Below are 13,840 nucleotides of genomic sequence, written 5' to 3' on the forward strand. Positions count from 1 at the left end.
GCTACCAGCCGAAAAAACAAAACACCCCCGGTCCGTAGACCGGGGGTGTAGCCGATGTCTCGGGACATCTGTAGTCGATGTCCCGAGACATCACATGCGTGCGCGAGGGGGGATTTGAACCCCCACGCCCTTTCGGACACTGGCACCTGAAGCCAGCGCGTCTGCCGTTCCGCCACTCGCGCGCAACTTCTCCCACTCGGCCCCACCGGAATCCGGTTTGTACCTCGTAAAAGCAGCGAGATCAAGCATAACGGACGTTCCCCGCAAATTCCTAATCGGGGCGTGGGAGCCACTTTGCGGCACGGTTTTCCCCTGCGAAGCCACGGCGAGGCGGGCCCCTAAGCCGCGGCCAACGGAGGATTCGCGCCTGTGATCGCGCCCACATTGACTGGGGAATCGTGAACGAATCGGGTTCCCGGCGCGTTGTGGATTAAGGTCTTTCGCAGACGTGGCAAGTAGTATCGGATACATAGGCGCCCGCTTCCGGCGGGCACAGTGTTCTGTTGTGACTACGTTGCCAGAATGAGTTTCCCGGGACGTGCTATCCCTCAGCAGCAAGGAAAGGAGAAGACCATGGGTTTGCTGGACAAGGTCGAGCGCGGCATTGAAAAAGCCGTCCGCGGCGTCTTCTCCACCGGCTCCAAAGCCCAGGTTGAGCCCGTGGAAATCGCGAGCCGCCTCCGCCGCGAAGTTGACCACAAGGCCATCACCATCGCCGCCGGCCGCACTCTGGTGCCCAACGTCTTCGACGTTCTCCTGAGTGACGAGGATTTCCAGCGCGCCCAGGAATGGGGAACGCCGTTGGCCGAGGAACTCTGCGATGTCGTAATTAACCACGTCCGCAGCCAGGGCTACATCCTCCAAGGGCCGGTCCGGATTTCTTTCCGCCGGGACGAATCCCACCGGGCCGGCGACTTCGAAATCATCTCAAAGACCGAGAAGTCCTCCGGTTCAGCGCCGGCCGCCCCGCGGGCAAATGTCCCGGCAGCGCCAAGCCGCCAGCCGGTCCGCCTGCAGCCTGTCCTGGACATCGACGGTCAGCGGTATTCACTCAATGCGCCCTCAGTTGTCCTGGGCCGTTCATCAGAGGCTGACATCCTGGTGGACGACACCGGAGTCTCCCGCCGGCATCTGGAAATCCAGACCCACGACGGAACCACCACCGCCGTCGACCTTGGCTCCACCAACGGCAGCTACGTCAACGGACATAAAGTGGCCGGCAGCATGGAGCTCACCGACGGCTCCACCATCACGATGGGACGGACCAAAATCATTTTCCGCCTCCTGCCCGCCAACAATGGCGGCCGCCCATGAGCGAACTGACCATCACTGCCCTGCGCTTCGGGTTCCTGCTTCTTCTCTGGGTCCTCATCTTCAGCATCGTCTCTGCCATGCGGCGGGACCTCATGATCGGCCGCAAGGCCGCCACCGGGGCCCCCACGGCACGGCAGGTGCGGAAGAACCCCGAACTCGCCGAACCGGCTCCCGCGCCGGCCAGGCAGCAGGCCCGCCAGTTGGTGGTCACCGAAGGCCCCCTCAAGGGCCGTACTGTCCCCCTGGCTGCCAGCCCCATTCTGCTGGGCCGCGCGCAGGAGGCCACACTGGTGCTTGAGGATGACTACGCTTCCGGCAGGCACGCCCGGCTTTTTCCGCAGGGAAGCCGCTGGTTCATCGAGGACCTCGGCTCCACCAACGGCACCTATCTGGCCGACCAGCAGCTCACCAGGGCCCTCCCCGTGGACCTTGGTGTACCCGTGAGAATCGGCAAGACGGTCATTGAATTGAGGCCGTAGCCATGGCCGCTCCGGACATGCCCGCGGGCGAGGTGCCAGCCTCGCCTCGGCCCCTCATCCTGCGCTACTCGGCGCGCTCTGACGTGGGCCGCATCCGCGCGAAGAACGACGACTCCGCCTACGTTGGCCGGCACCTCGCCGTTGTGGCTGACGGCATGGGCGGACACGCCGGCGGCGATGTCGCTTCCGCCGCCACCGTCCTGGACATGATCCACCTGGACACCGACGATTACGACGACGACGCCGGCACCGTACTGGCCGACGAGATCCAGACCGCCAACTCGCTGCTCTCGGAACTCGTCCACATCAATCCCAAGCTGGCGGGCATGGGCACCACCGTGACCGCCCTGCTGCTGGCCGGGGGAAAGCTGCATTTCGCCCACATCGGTGATTCCCGCGCCTACCGGCTGCGCGACGGCGAGTTCGAACAGATCAGCGTGGACCACACGTTCGTCCAGCGCCTCATCGACGAAGGCCGGCTGCGCCCCGAAGAAGCGGAAACCCATCCGCACAAGAACGTCCTGATGCGCGTCCTCGGTGACGTCGATGCCAGCCCCGAGCTGGACCTCGCCACGATCGATGTGCAGCCCGGTGAGCGCTGGCTGCTCTGCTCCGACGGCCTGAACTATGTTGCCGGTCACGTCGTGGAGCGCACCGTGCGCGAAACGCCGGATCTCCGCGAATGCGTCGAGACACTCGTAGACCTCACCCTGGAGGCGGGCGCGCCAGACAACGTCACGGTTGTCATGGTGGAGATCGTGGAAGAAACGCCCGACGACGTCAGTACGGCCGCCGTCGACATCGTGCCCGGCGCCGGACAACCGGAAGCGATTACCGGAACGAAGGCAGCGGCCCCGGACGAAGCAACGGCTCCTGCTGCCGAGCCCGCCGCCGGGGCTCCTGCCGCCCAGCCCGCCGACTCGAAGCCCGCGGCTCCTCCCGCCCCGCCCGCCGCAGCACCCGCGTCCGCCGGCTCCCCGCCTGACCGGGCCTCCGGGCCAGAGGGGGCGGAAGAAGGTGGCGGCAAGCCGTCCAACGAGCCAGCCACCAGCACCGATCCCCACCTGGGGGAACATCTTTCCGCCGAGGTGCTGCGTGAGGAGCTTTCCTCCCGGCCGCACATCCTCGTCGGCGCAGCCGTTGCTGCTGCCGAAACCGGCTCCATCCCTACCATTGCGGGCCGCACCGTCGCGCGCCGCGCGGCCACGGTCCTGACCCACAAGTCGGACCAGGCCCGCGAGGAGGCTGACGACTTCACGCCGGCCAGGCGTCCGCGCCGCTGGCTCACCCTGGGAATTGCGGGCGCCGCACTCCTGGTGCTCGCCGTCGGCCTCTGGCTCGGATACGCCTGGACCCAGACGCGCTACTACATCGGCGAATTCGACCAGCGGGTGGCCATCTTCAACGGGGTATCCCAGCGCCTCGGGCCCATACAGCTTTCCACCCTGGAGGCGGTCACGGACATCAAGATGGACTCGCTGCCCCAGTTCTCGCAGCAGCGGGTCCGCCAGACGGTCCCGGCGCGGGACCTCTACGATGCCCAGCGGATCGTCAAGAACCTGGAGCGCACAGGAAGCACCGCGCCTTCGGATGAGTGCCTGACGGCGTCACCCACCCCCACAGCTTCGGTCACGCCCACGGCCACCGCGAAAGCCACGGGTACAGCAACGGCCAAGGCCTCCGCCACCCCGAAGCCAACAGCCACGGCGTCCCCTAAAGCGACCGCAACCGCCAAGCCGACGGCATCGCCGGCCGCAACAGCCGGCGCCTCGGCCGTACCCACCCCAACCGCAACCTGTGAGGGGGGCCAATGAGCCACGCCGACACCATGCCCAAACCCCGGCGCAACGTGGAACTGCTGTTGCTCGTGCTGGCCCTGTCGGTCAGCATCGGTGCCAACGCACTGATCAGCATCGATGAGCAGACGTCACTGGACACTGACTTCTGGTTCCAGTCCAGCCTGCTCGCCGTGGCATCGCTCGTGTTCCACGTCGTCCTCCGGCTCCGCGCCAAATATGCCGATCCGGTAATACTTCCGCTGGTCATCACCCTTAACGGCCTGGGCCTGGCGATGATCCACCGCCTCGACGCCCCGGGTGAGGACACCGGCAACAACCAGCTGCGCTGGACCGTCATCGCCATGGCTGTTGCCATCGCCGTGATCTGGTTCCTCAAGGACCACCGCGTCCTGCGCCGCTTCACGTACATTTCCCTGGCCGTCAGTGCCCTGCTCCTGATCCTGCCGCTGGTCCCCGGCATCTCCGCCGGCGAAATCCTCGGTGCCCGGGTCTGGATCCGGCTCGGTCCCATGACCTTCCAGCCGGGTGAGGTCGCCAAGATCACCCTCGCCATATTCTTTGCCGGCTATCTTTCCTCGAACCGCGACCTCATCATGCTGGCCGGACGCAAGATCGGCCCCATGCAGTTCCCGCGGTTCAAGGACATGGGGCCCATGATCACCGCCTGGCTCGTGAGCATCGGCGTGCTCATCTTCCAGCGCGACCTCGGATCGTCCGTGCTGTTCTTCGGCCTGTTCATCGTGATGATCTACGTGGCCACCAGCCGCATCAGCTGGGTGGTCATCGGCGTCGCCCTGATCCTCGGCGGCGGCTTCGTGGCGTCCAAGGTCTTCTCGCACGTTGCGCTGCGCATCGACAGCTGGCTCAATGCCTTCACCGAGGAAGTCTTCGGACGTTCCCCCGGCGGCAGCGGCCAGATCGTCGAAGGCCTGTTCGGCATGGCCAGCGGCGGGCTCGTGGGCACCGGCCTCGGACAGGGCCGGCCCAACCTGGTCCCGTTCGCCAACAGCGACATGATCATCGCCTCCTTCGGCGAGGAACTGGGCCTGATCGGCCTCTTCGCGATCGTGATGATGTACCTGCTGCTCTTCACCCGGGGTTTCCGCGCGGCCCTCGGCACCCGCGACGCCTTCGGCAAACTGCTCGCGTGCGGCCTGTCCTTCGCGGTGGCCCTGCAGTGCTTCGTGGTGATCGGCGGCGTCACGCGGCTGATCCCGCTGACCGGCCTCACCACGCCGTTCCTGGCCGCGGGTGGCTCCTCGCTGCTGGCCAACTGGATCATCGTGGGCCTGCTGCTGATGATCTCGCACACGGCCCGCGGCCCGGTGGACACCTCACCGATGCAGCCCGGCCGGACACCGGAGGCTCAAAAGCCGGTGACCGCGGCAGGAAACCGGCAGGACCGTAACGCCACCCAGACTCTCCCGGACGCTCCCACCGAGGCGGTGAAACACCTGTGAACCAGGCCATTCGACATTCATGGATCGCCGCGATCGCCATGTTCGCCCTGATTTTCGGCGCGATCAGCTACGTCCAGGTGGTGGGCGCGGACGAACTCAAAGCCAACCCGTGGAACCGGCGGGCCATCCTGCAGAACTACTGCAATGACCGCGGGGCGATCCTGGTGGGCGGCTCTGCCGTCGCCGAATCCGTCCCGGGCAATGAATCCTGCAAGTTCCAGCGCAAGTACAACCAGCCGGAGCTGTACGCCGGGCTGACCGGATACTTCTCCCGGAGCTACGGGGTCACCGGCCTCGAAGGCGCCATGGATGCCCAGCTGGCCGGAAGTTCGGACCAGCTGTTCTTCGACCGGATCGGGCAGCTCTTCCTGGGCAACCAGCCCAAGGGCGCGTCCGTCGAGCTGACCATTGACCCCAAGATCCAGAAACTGGCGTACGACCTCATTCCGGACGGCCAGCGGGGCTCGATCGTGGTGACCGATCCCAAGACGGGCAACATCCTGGCCATGGTCAGCAAGCCGTCCTACGATCCCAACCTCATCGCCACCCAGGACGTCGCCAAGGAACAGGCAGCCTACAACGAGGCCATCAAGGTCCCGGGCGTCAACCTGAACCCCTCGGTCAGCGGCCCCACCGGCGCCCTGCTGGCACCCGGCTCGGTGTTCAAGCTGGTGGACACGGCAGCAGCCCTGAACTCCGGCAAGTACAACGCCGACAGCGTGCTGCCCAACCCGGCCCAGATGAGCTTCCCGGGCATCGCGTACCAGCTGCCCAACTACGCCGGCGGCAACTGCTACACCCGGAACACGGCCAGCTTCGCGTTCGCGCTGCAGCAGTCCTGCAACACGCCCTTCGCCAGCATTGCCCGCGACCTCGGGGAAAATGCGATAGCCCAGCAGGCCAGCAAGTTCGGCTTCGGCCAGGAGCTCGGCGACCAGCTCAAGCTGGACTACGCCAAGAGCGTTTTCCCGTCGGATCTCGACGCCGCCGGACTGGCCCAGTCGGCCATCGGCCAGCGCGACGTCCGGGCTACGCCGCTCCAGATCGCACTGATGACCTCGGCGATTGCCAACAGCGGGGTGCAGATGGCTCCGAACCTCATCAAGGCAGTCCGTTCCCCGGACCTCAGGGTCATCGACGAACCCAAGCCGGTGGCTTTGCGGACCTCGACGACGCCGGAGATCGCCGGACAGATCACTGACTGGATGACCAGCGTGGTCAGCGAGGGCATCGCCTCCGGGGCCGGCGTCCCCGGTGTCCAGGTGGCCGGCAAGACCGGCACCGCAGAGCTCGGGAACGGCCTGAACAACTCTTGGTTTACGGGCTTCGCCCCGGCCAACGATCCGCAAGTCTCCGTCACCGTCGTCATGCAGGGCGTGGACATCACCACCGGAGCACAGCTAACCAGTCCGAACGCAAAGAAGATTTTTGAGGCGGTGTTGAATAAGTGAGGCCTACATCGGGAATCACCCTCGGCGGCAGATTCCAGTTGACCACGCGTATTGCGATCGGCGGCATGGGTGAAGTCTGGAAGGCCAAGGACCAGATCCTGGGCCGCATCGTGGCCATCAAGGTGCTCAAAGAGGAGTACACGGGCGACCCCGGCTTCCTCCAGCGGTTCCGCGCCGAAGCCCGCCACACCGCCCTCCTCAACCACGTGGGCATCGCCAACGTCTTCGACTACGGCGAGGAGGAAGGCTCCGCCTACCTGGTCATGGAGCTGGTCCCCGGCCAGCCGCTGAGCAGCATCATCGAGCACGAGCAGGTCCTCTCACCGGACCGCACGCTGTCCATCATGGCGCAGACGGCACGGGCCCTTTCCGTGGCCCACGCCCAAGGCCTGGTGCACCGTGACGTCAAGCCCGGAAACCTGCTGATCACCCCCGACGGGCGGGTCAAGGTCACCGACTTCGGCATCGCGCGCCTGGCGGACCAGGTGCCGCTGACCCAGACCGGCCAGGTCATGGGCACCGCGCAGTACCTTGCCCCCGAGCAGGCCACCGGCCAGACCGCCACCGGTGCGTCGGACATCTACTCACTCGGCGTGATCGGCTACGAGTGCCTCACCGGACACCGGCCGTTCTCCGGGGAGTCCCAGATCGCCATCGCCCTGGCCCAGGTCAACGACGCGCCGCCACCTCTGCCGGAGTCGCTTCCCAAGCCGGTCCGTGCGCTCCTGATGTCCATGCTGGCCAAGGATCCAAAGAACCGCCCGGCCAACGCCATCAAGCTGGCCGAGGCGGCAGAGGCCATCCGCAACGGTGACATCTCCGCGGCCCATGCCGCCGTCCCCGGCATGCTCCTGTACGAAGGGGGCACCGGCGCCATGACGGCACCGGTGAATATCGCCACCGCGCCGACCGGCGTGATCGGCTCGGAGAAGAACTCGACGACGGCCACTTCCGCGCTGCCCGTGCTGGGCGCAGCGGCGGCCGGTGCTGCGGCCGGCGGGGCGGCAGCAGCCGCCGGAGACCCGGATGCCGCGCCGACCCGGGCGGGAAGTACGCTCTCGCGTGCCGATGCCCTGGCCGCCGAACGCTCCTGGGACCAGGAACCGGAACAGTACGACGACGAACCAGAGGATGAGCCCGAGCGGCGGAAGCGCAGCCCGTGGACCTGGCCGCTGATCGCCCTGATCCTACTGGTCCTGTTCGCTGTCGCCGGTATCCTGCTGAGCCAGGCAGGTTTCCTGTTCCCGGGCCAGAACCCTGCCGCCACCGCGTCGGGCACGCCCAGCCGCAGCGTGAGCACCAGTGCCACGCCCACGCCGACCCAGACGTCGGAAACCCCGACGCCGACCCCCACACCGACGCCCACGCAGACAACTCCCGAGGCCATCAACGTGATTCCGGAGGCGTACCTCGGCAAGCAGTTCAGCGAGGTACGCACCGAACTCATCGCTCTGGGCCTCAAGGTGGACGGCAAGGAAGTGTTTAACCCTGCCACTCCCGGCACGGTCACCGACCTCAACCCGTCGGGTCCGCTGCAGGCCGACGACACCGTCACGGTCACCTACTCCAAGGGGCCCGAAAAGATCAAGGTTCCGGACATCAGCACGGGCAGCAGCGAAACCGAGGTGCAGTCAGCCATCGAGAAGGCCGGGCTGCGCTGGCAAAAGGGCGCCGACGAGGCCGGCGAACCCGGCCAGGAACCGGGAACGCTTGTCCGGACCGAGCCCGACAGCGGCCGGGAGGTCGACGCCGGGTCGGTCGTGACCTACCACCTTGCCGAGGCGCTGATTCCCACACCCACGCCAACTCCAAGCGGCTCGCCGACTGGAAGGTAAGCCGTGACCACGCCACGAACTCCGTCACACCGGGAAGACAACGTCCCGGTGACCAGTCAGCGCGTCCTGAACGGACGCTATGAACTCGGGGAACTCATCGGCCGCGGGGGCATGGCCGACGTGCACCGTGGCCTGGATAGCCGGCTGGGCCGGACGGTCGCCATCAAGCTGCTCCGCCCCGACCTGGCCCGGGACCCCCAGTTCCAGGCCAGGTTCAAGCGCGAGGCCCAGGCCGTCGCAGCCCTGAACCATCCGTCGATCGTGGCAATCTACGACACCGGCGAGCACACCGTGCCGGGCGACGGGCACGACCAGGTCCGCGTTCCCTACATAGTCATGGAGTTCGTGGCCGGCAAGACCCTCCGGGACCTGATCAGGGCCAGCGACATCACCATTGACCAGGCGGTGGAGTACACGCTGGGTGTCCTGTCGGCACTGGAGTACAGCCACAAGGCCGGAATCGTGCACCGGGACATCAAGCCGGCGAACGTGATGTACTGCGAGAACTCGGACATGGTCAAGGTCATGGACTTCGGCATTGCCCGCGCGGTTGCCGATTCCTCCGCGACGATGACCCAGACCCAGGCCGTGGTGGGCACCGCCCAGTACCTGTCGCCGGAGCAAGCGCGCGGCGAGGCCGTGGATGCCCGCAGCGATCTGTACTCGGCAGGCTGCCTGCTGTACGAAACGCTGACCGGCCGCCCGCCCTTCGTGGGTGAAAGCCCCGTGTCCGTGGCGTACCAGCATGTCCGCGAGAGGCCCGAACCGCCCAGCAATTTCAACCCTGATATTTCCGGGGCGCTGGACAGCGTGCTGGAAAAGGCGCTGCAGAAGAACCGTGCAGACCGTTTCCAGGACGCCGCGGCTTTCCGCCGTGCGCTGCGGGCCGCGAAGAACGGGATTGCCGTCCCGGCGTTGTCACCAAGCGAGGCGCCGACTGACCCCAATGACATCCCTGAGCCGCACCGCACGCCGCCGACGGAAGCGTTCTCGATGACCGGAGCCAGCTTCCTCGACGACGCTCCCGGTGGCCGCCTTCGGCGCACCCGGGACACCGATGATGATGAGTCCGTGCTGCCGGCTGAGGCCTCGGCCGTCTACGAGACGGCCGAGCACGACGAACTTCCGCTCGGGCTGCCCCGTGAACGGGAGCGATCCGGCCTACAGAAGTCCCGGCGTCGGGCCTGGATCACGACGTTCGTGATCTTTACCCTCCTGGTGCTGGCTGGCGGCGGCCTGTGGTTCTACAACTTCCTCAACCAACCGCCTGCCGAACCGGCGCGCGTCGCGATTCCCTCGGTGGAGAAGCTGTCCGAATCAGAGGCGCTGCAGACGCTCTACGACGCGAAATTGCGGCCACAGATCAAGCGGGTGCAGAACGACTCGGTCGCCAAGGGGACTGCCATTGGCACCGCGCCGCCCGCGGGATCGTCGCTGGAACCGAACTCGGAAGTGGTCCTGAACATCTCGGCGGGCCCCAGTGCCGTCAAGATCCCGGAGACGCTGCCGGGACGGACGGAGGCGGCGGCCCGTGACATTTTGCGGCAGGCGGGACTGGTGGGCGCGCCGTCCACCACCATGGCCAACAGCGCCACTGTTCCGGCGGGCCTGGTGATCACCACCAAGCCGGCCCCGGGCCAGCAGGTGGCGGTGGGGAGCACTGTCGAGATCCTGGTTTCCACCGGCAAGGTGGCCATGCCGGAGCTTCGCGGCATGACCCGCGCCGAGGCCGAGGCGGCACTCAAGGAACTCGGCCTGGTTGCCATCATCCGTGAGGTGGAGAACTCCCAGGTCCAGCCCGGCAAAGTGACCGGCCAGAGCGATCCGCTGAACTCGCTCGTGGAACAGGGCAAGGCCATCACCGTAACTGTGGCCACAGCCCCTGCGCCGGCCCCGGAGCCCACACCCACCCCGACGCCGACGGCGAGCCCCACCAAAGGCAAGTAGGGCCGAACCAGCCCTAGTGCTGGATAAGCGGGCTGAGCTTGGCTGCCCGCTCGGCCGCGCCCTTCATGCCCAGCGACTCGAGCCAGTTGCCCAGCATCTGGTAGCCGCCCTCGGTCAGAACGGACTCGGGGTGGAACTGGACACCGCACAGCGGTGCGGTGCGGTGCTGCAGCCCCATGATGACGCCACTGGCGGTTTCCGCTGTGATCTCCAGGATCTCCGGAATCGTGTCCCGGACGGCGGCCAGGGAGTGGTAGCGCGTGGCCGTTACGGGGGAGGGCAGGCCGGCAAAAACGCTGGCCCCGTTGTGCTGGACCAGCGACGTCTTGCCGTGCATGAGCTCGGGGGCGTGGGTCACCGTTCCGCCGTAGGCCTCCGCCAGGGCCTGGTGTCCGAGGCACACGCCGAACATAGGCTTTGTCTTCTCGCCGCACCACCGGATCAGCTCGATGCAGACTCCCGCTTCGGACGGCGAGCCCGGGCCGGGCGAGATGAGTACGCCGTCGCGCGTTTCTGCCATTTCGATCGCTTCGGCGAGGGTCACATCGTCGTTGCGGACCACTGTTGTCTCTGCGCCCAGCTCCTGGAGGTAGCCCACCAGGGTGTAGACGAAGCTGTCGTAGTTATCCACGACGAGAATCTTTGCTGTGCTCATGGGTTTTTTGGCGCACCAATCGTTGAGTCGGTGAATTGGGTGAACTGGGACATCCAAGGGAAAAGGAACTCGACCATCAGGAACAGGGCACCGGCAACCAGCACCAGCGACGTGACTATGCGGAGCCAGAGGGGGCCGGGGAGATGACGGAATATCCAGCCGTACATGCCTATGCTCCCCCTCGAGTGCGGGCCACCTGGGCTGCGATCTCGGCGGGCGGCCCCGCCGAGGCCGGCTGCCAGTGGTCCAGCACCGAGTACGCGATGATCCGTTCCTCGGAGCCGAAGCGGGGGTTGCAGCTGGTCATGGTGAGAAGTCTTTCGGTGGGGCGCACTCCGGGCTGGTTGGGCACCGGCAGGAGGACATCGGCTTCAGTGGGCATGACGATGCGGTTGTTGCGGAAGACATAGACGTAGTAGCCGTCCCGCGTCTGGACGTAGATCTTGTCCCCGGGCACCAGCGTGTGGATGTTGTCCAGCACGGCGCCGTGCGTCTGGCGGTGGCCGGCCACGGCGAAGTTGCCTACCGCACCGGGCATGGAGGTGTTGCCGTAGTGCCCAAGGCCCAGGGTGTCCAGGACGTCCGCGCTGGTGCCTTCGACGATGGGCCGGGTGTAGTTCTCACCGAACCGGGGGATGTACATGATTCCGATGGTGCCGCCGTGCCCGGGGGCCTCTCCCACCACGGGCGCTCCGTAGTCCTTCGGGCCGGCAGCAGCGGTGCCGCCTGTGGCTGCCGGCGTGGGCGCGGGGGTCACGGGTCCGCCCAGGTCCCGGGCAAAGTCCTTGACCGCGGCGCTCTGCTTGGCATCGGACTCCACGTTGGTCCACCACAGCTGCCAGGCAACAAACAGCAGCAGCACTATGCCGGCGGTGATGAGCAGCTCGCCGAAGATCTGGACGGCCTTCCGCAGGATTACGACGCCGGTTGCCGGCTTGGCGGTGGCCGTCACCTTCTCCTGCACTACCAAGCGATCTCCTCCAAGGCGGTTGCGGGGCACCGGCGCGGACTGAACTACAGCTAGAATTGGCTGCTAGTAAGACTTCAGACCTGACCAAGAGTGTGCAGACCGCCGGCAATCCCCTTCCAGCAGGATATCAAGCCTCGGTCCCTCCTCTTGATTCAGCCGCCAAGGAGGACATGTGCCCGAGTCAAAGCCCCGCAAGAAGCCTGCCCGCCCCGCCGAGCCCGTTTCCACCGAGGCCTACAAGCCGAACCCCGTCTGGTTCAAGCCGGTCATGTTCGGCCTGATGATCATCGGCCTGCTCTGGATCATCACCTTCTACATCAGCCAGGGTGTGTTCCCCGTCGAGTCTTGGGGGTCCTGGAACATCATGGCCGGGTTCGGCATCGCAATCGTCGGCTTCCTGATGACCACGCGCTGGCGCTCCTGAGCCCGCGCCCATGACCGCAGAAGGCGTCATCATCGGCGACGATGGGCTGGCCCGTCCGCTGTGGGCTTCCACGGATCCTCTTCTGCGCGAGTATTACGACACTGAGTGGGGCCTGCCAGTCCGGGACGAGCAGGGCCTGTACGAGCGCATCAGCCTCGAAGCTTTCCAGGCGGGCCTGTCATGGGCCACGATCCTGCGCAAACGGCCTGCCTTCCGGGCGGCCTTCGACAACTTCCGCCCCGAGACCGTGGCCGCCTTTACCGACGCCGACGTCGAGCGGCTGCTTCAGGACCCCGGCATCGTCCGCAATCGCCTTAAGATCCGTGCCGCGATCACCAACGCCAACGCCACCATCGCGCTGCGCGCCGAGGGCGGCCTCGTGGACTTCGTCTGGAAATTCCAGCCACCGGCGACCCCCGCCCCCGTCACCTACGCCGGCGTGCCCACAACGTCCCCCGAGTCCATAGCCCTCTCCAAGGCACTGCGGAAGAAGGGCTTTGCCTTCGTGGGGCCCACCACCATGTTCGCCCTCATGGAGGCGATCGGAATGGTGGACACACACCTAGTGGACAGCCACCGCCGGGGAACGTCAGGCGTCTGGGCCTAACCGCTGCCGGGCACGCTGCCGTCCCGGACCGGCCGGCCCACCGATGACCGGTCCACACATGTTGGTAAAGATATCCACAGTGTTGATAACTTCGCTGGCTGCGGCCCGGGGAAAGGGCACCGCGTCCCCGGTTGGCGGCGCGGGAGGGCCGAAACTTGCATTTTCCAAGTTATTAACAGTTGTGGAAATGACTGTGGAAAACCCCGGCCGCTAGCCCTTTTCAGGCCGGACAGGGTGCTGGCTGGTGATGGAAACGCGGTTGAAGGCGTTCATCGCGATGGCCAGCCAGCTCACCGCTGAGTACTGCTCCTCGGTGAGGTGCTCCCGCGCGTAGGCGTCTTCCAGATCGCGTGTGCGGGCATCCGGGAGGACGGTGACGCTCTCGGCCAGGGCCAGCGCGGCACGCTCGTGGTCCTCGAACACCGCGGTGTCGCGCCATGCCGGCAGGACGGCCAGGCGTTGGGCGGATTCCCCGCCTTTGACGGCGTCCTTGACATGCATGTCGAGGCAATAGGCACAGCCGTTGATCTGCGATATCCGGACATTGAGTAGTTCGATCAGCTTCCCGTCCAGGCCGGTCTCAAGCATCGCTTCCTTGGCCTTTAGCCCGAGTCCGTTCAGTGCCCGCCAGGCTGCGGGGTGGTGCTTGTCCAGGAAGATGTGGTTGTGGGTACTCACGCCATAGAGACTACACGGGCGCGGTGTGGATACAGGGACGGTTATCCACTTAGCAACAGGCGACTACCCACAAGTTATCCACAGATGGGGAAAACTTGTGGGGATCGTTGGCAGGAACGGCAGAAACTAGGCGTTGCGGGGCCTCTGCGCCGTGGAATGACAGACCTGTGAGTTATTAACACTGTGAATAACCCTGTTGAAAGCACGCCCGCAAAGCGGGC

At 66.1% G+C, this 13,840-nt stretch carries 12 protein-coding genes and 1 tRNA gene; 9 read left to right on the plus strand and 4 right to left on the minus strand.

What is annotated here, in order from left to right; genetic code table 11:
* Window positions 1-99: 99 nt before the first annotated feature.
* A tRNA-Leu gene (locus tag ACFRAU_RS19150) sits at window positions 100-182 on the minus strand.
* Between the two features lie 391 nt (window positions 183-573).
* Here ACFRAU_RS19150 and ACFRAU_RS19155 point away from each other — a divergent pair.
* Genes ACFRAU_RS19155 through pknB form a run of 7 tightly spaced genes read left to right on the plus strand, consistent with a single transcriptional unit; the run spans window position 574 to window position 10,285 of the window.
* The gene (locus ACFRAU_RS19155) at window positions 574-1,314 is read left to right on the plus strand and encodes an FhaA domain-containing protein (RefSeq protein ID WP_378001091.1); all 741 of its coding nucleotides are present in this window, start codon (window positions 574-576) and stop codon (window positions 1,312-1,314) included.
* Window positions 1,311-1,793 carry an FHA domain-containing protein gene (locus ACFRAU_RS19160; protein ID WP_087872353.1) on the plus strand — a complete coding sequence of 161 codons (483 nt, stop codon included), beginning with the start codon at window positions 1,311-1,313 and terminating at the stop codon, window positions 1,791-1,793. Before ACFRAU_RS19155 ends, ACFRAU_RS19160 begins: the two co-directional genes overlap by 4 nt.
* Before the next feature lie 2 nt (window positions 1,794-1,795).
* Window positions 1,796-3,607, plus strand: coding sequence for a protein phosphatase 2C domain-containing protein (locus tag ACFRAU_RS19165; protein ID WP_378001092.1), 1,812 nt, complete (start codon window positions 1,796-1,798; stop codon window positions 3,605-3,607).
* Entirely contained in the window at window positions 3,604-5,052 is a 1,449-nt protein-coding gene (locus ACFRAU_RS19170) for an FtsW/RodA/SpoVE family cell cycle protein (RefSeq protein ID WP_377994829.1), read from the plus strand. The genes ACFRAU_RS19165 and ACFRAU_RS19170 overlap by 4 nt, the downstream gene beginning before the upstream one ends.
* Complete coding sequence (locus tag ACFRAU_RS19175; RefSeq protein WP_378001093.1) at window positions 5,049-6,503, plus strand: peptidoglycan D,D-transpeptidase FtsI family protein; 1,455 nt, start codon at window positions 5,049-5,051, stop codon at window positions 6,501-6,503. The genes ACFRAU_RS19170 and ACFRAU_RS19175 overlap by 4 nt, the downstream gene beginning before the upstream one ends.
* Window positions 6,500-8,338: a protein kinase gene (locus tag ACFRAU_RS19180; protein ID WP_378001094.1), complete on the plus strand. Its 1,839-nt coding sequence runs from the start codon at window positions 6,500-6,502 to the stop codon at window positions 8,336-8,338. The genes ACFRAU_RS19175 and ACFRAU_RS19180 overlap by 4 nt, the downstream gene beginning before the upstream one ends.
* A gap of 3 nt (window positions 8,339-8,341) precedes the next feature.
* A complete protein-coding gene (pknB, locus tag ACFRAU_RS19185) occupies window positions 8,342-10,285 on the plus strand; it encodes a Stk1 family PASTA domain-containing Ser/Thr kinase (RefSeq protein ID WP_378001095.1) in 1,944 nt (647 codons plus the stop codon).
* A gap of 13 nt (window positions 10,286-10,298) precedes the next feature.
* Here the strand turns inward: pknB and ACFRAU_RS19190 are convergent, their stop codons facing one another.
* Entirely contained in the window at window positions 10,299-10,940 is a 642-nt protein-coding gene (locus tag ACFRAU_RS19190) for an aminodeoxychorismate/anthranilate synthase component II (RefSeq protein WP_378001096.1), read from the minus strand.
* 169 nt (window positions 10,941-11,109) lie between these two features.
* Window positions 11,110-11,910, minus strand: a complete 801-nt coding sequence (locus ACFRAU_RS19195) for a class E sortase (protein WP_377994834.1) — start codon at window positions 11,908-11,910, stop codon at window positions 11,110-11,112.
* A 172-nt stretch (window positions 11,911-12,082) separates the two neighbouring features.
* Here ACFRAU_RS19195 and ACFRAU_RS19200 point away from each other — a divergent pair, with 172 nt between their 5' ends.
* Window positions 12,083-12,334: a cell division protein CrgA gene (locus ACFRAU_RS19200; protein WP_377994835.1), complete on the plus strand. Its 252-nt coding sequence runs from the start codon at window positions 12,083-12,085 to the stop codon at window positions 12,332-12,334.
* Between the two features lie 10 nt (window positions 12,335-12,344).
* A complete protein-coding gene (locus ACFRAU_RS19205; RefSeq protein WP_378001097.1) occupies window positions 12,345-12,941 on the plus strand; it encodes a DNA-3-methyladenine glycosylase I in 597 nt (198 codons plus the stop codon).
* Window positions 12,942-13,151: 210 nt separating this feature from the next.
* Here the strand turns inward: ACFRAU_RS19205 and ACFRAU_RS19210 are convergent, their stop codons facing one another.
* Window positions 13,152-13,619 (minus strand): carboxymuconolactone decarboxylase family protein, encoded by a 468-nt coding sequence (locus ACFRAU_RS19210; RefSeq protein WP_378001098.1) that lies wholly within the window; start codon window positions 13,617-13,619, stop codon window positions 13,152-13,154.
* Window positions 13,620-13,840 lie beyond the last annotated feature (221 nt).

Source organism: Arthrobacter sp. NPDC056691 (assembly GCF_042791415.1).
Taxonomy (GTDB): Bacteria; Actinomycetota; Actinomycetes; order Actinomycetales; family Micrococcaceae; genus Arthrobacter.

Coding starts and splice junctions, on each gene's coding strand:
- ACFRAU_RS19155 (WP_378001091.1), top strand. CDS start 574: ATGGGTTTGCTGGACAAGGTCGAGCGCGGCATTGAAAAAGCCGTCCGC.
- ACFRAU_RS19160 (WP_087872353.1), top strand. CDS start 1,311: ATGAGCGAACTGACCATCACTGCCCTGCGCTTCGGGTTCCTGCTTCTT.
- ACFRAU_RS19165 (WP_378001092.1), top strand. CDS start 1,796: ATGGCCGCTCCGGACATGCCCGCGGGCGAGGTGCCAGCCTCGCCTCGG.
- ACFRAU_RS19170 (WP_377994829.1), top strand. CDS start 3,604: ATGAGCCACGCCGACACCATGCCCAAACCCCGGCGCAACGTGGAACTG.
- ACFRAU_RS19190 (WP_378001096.1), bottom strand. CDS start 10,940: ATGAGCACAGCAAAGATTCTCGTCGTGGATAACTACGACAGCTTCGTC.
- ACFRAU_RS19205 (WP_378001097.1), top strand. CDS start 12,345: ATGACCGCAGAAGGCGTCATCATCGGCGACGATGGGCTGGCCCGTCCG.